Here is a 1,654-nt window from a genome sequence, read left to right on the forward strand (position 1 = left end):
AAAAAAAAAAAAAGAGATCGTCGATGCAAGCTTCGACTCAAAAGGCGCAGACTTGTGTGAAGCCCGAAACCAGAGAAGATGAGTTAGTGAGGGAAACCATGTGCCGAACAGAAGCCGGAGAGCCATGAAGTGCGAAGAACCGGGGAATGAACATAAGGAGAAGCCGTTCGGGGCGAGTACCAACAGAGAAACGGAGATTGCCGAAAGGCTACAAACCGTGAATCTGGAAGGGAAGGAGAACGAGCATGGGGGAACAGGAGCAAGACAATGACTCACGTGAAAGAGTAAAGAAGCAAGAAGAACGAAAATGGTACAGTCTAATCGACAAGATATGGGCAAAACCAAACTTGGAGGAAGCTTTTAAAGAGGTTAAACGAAACCGTGGAGCGGCAGGGATTGATCAGGTGACCGTAAAGGCATTTGAATCGAAGTTGGAGCACCATCTAGAAGTGCTTCAGCAGGCGCTGAGAAGTAAGACGTATCGGCCAAAGCCGGTCAGACGCGTATATATTCCGAAAGCAGACGGCACACAAAGACCCTTAGGCATACCTACCGTAGGAGACCGAGTCGTACAAGCGGCAGTAAAACGCATATTGGAACCCATCTTTGAAGCTAAATTTATGGACTGTAGTTATGGATTCCGACCTGGGAGAAGTGCCCACATGGCGTTAGGGAAAATCCGGCAAGATTTAGAAGACGGTTTTCGCTATGTCATAGATGCCGATCTCAAATCGTACTTTGACACGATTCCCCACGAAAAGCTTGTAGGGATGGTGAAAGAAACGGTTGTTGACGGAAGCGTGTTGGCATTGCTAGAGAAATTTCTGAAAGCGGGAGTGTTAGAAGGTGGTAGCTTCTACATGAACGACCAAGGGACGCCTCAAGGAGGAGTTATTAGTCCATTGTTAGCAAACGTCTACCTCCATCCCTTAGATCAAGTGATGACTGAACGCGGGCATCGTTTAACAAGATACGCGGATGACTTCGTGATCTGTTGCAAAACAGAGAAAGGTGCGGAGCGCGTGTTGAAGTCCGTAACGGGGTTACTTGAGAGAGAAATGGGACTGAAAGTTCATCCAGAGAAAACGAAGATTGTGAACAGCAAAAGAGAATCGTTTGTATTTCTTGGGCATGAATTCAAGCCTGGAAAAAGGATGATACCCTCGGCCAAAGCAATGACGAAATTTAAAGAACGGGTGAAGGAGATTACGCGAAGGAACCAAACGGTAGATGTTCAAAGGCTGGTAAAGAAGGTGTTAAACCCGTATTTGCGGGGTTGGGGTAAATATTTTGGGACAGGTGATGTAAGGAATCGCTTTCGTGACCTCGATGGTTGGATAAGAAGAAGACTACGCTCCGTTCAGCTACGAAGTTGGAAGAAAGTAAGAAAGCTTCATCGTGAAATGCGAAAGCGAGGATGGGATAACAAAGAGTTACCCGGTCTCCGAATGACCGCATGGAGAAGTTCCCACTCAACCTACGCTCAGTATGCGATGCCGAACAAATGGTTTGAAGAAATTGGTCTAAGTAGTTTGCTTGCTATTTACAGAGAACTTCATCCCCAAAGGGGATAAATCTTGGAGGAGCCGGATGCGATGACCCGCATGTCCGGATCTGTGAGAGGCCCATGCAATTGCGCATGGGCCTACTCGAT

2 protein-coding genes are annotated in these 1,654 nt (G+C 47.1%); both read left to right on the plus strand.

The window, feature by feature from the left end; translation table 11 throughout:
• Positions 1–124 precede the first annotated feature (124 nt).
• Positions 125–271, plus strand: a complete 147-nt coding sequence (locus A8708_RS35160) for a hypothetical protein (protein ID WP_157264463.1) — start codon at positions 125–127, stop codon at positions 269–271.
• Positions 246–1,574, plus strand: coding sequence for a group II intron reverse transcriptase/maturase (gene ltrA / locus A8708_RS00135; protein ID WP_068661519.1), 1,329 nt, complete (start codon positions 246–248; stop codon positions 1,572–1,574). The genes A8708_RS35160 and ltrA overlap by 26 nt, the downstream gene beginning before the upstream one ends.
• The last annotated feature ends 80 nt before the right edge of the window (positions 1,575–1,654 follow it).

This window comes from Paenibacillus oryzisoli (assembly GCF_001653565.1).
Classification (GTDB): Bacteria; Bacillota; Bacilli; order Paenibacillales; family NBRC-103111; genus Paenibacillus_E; species Paenibacillus_E oryzisoli.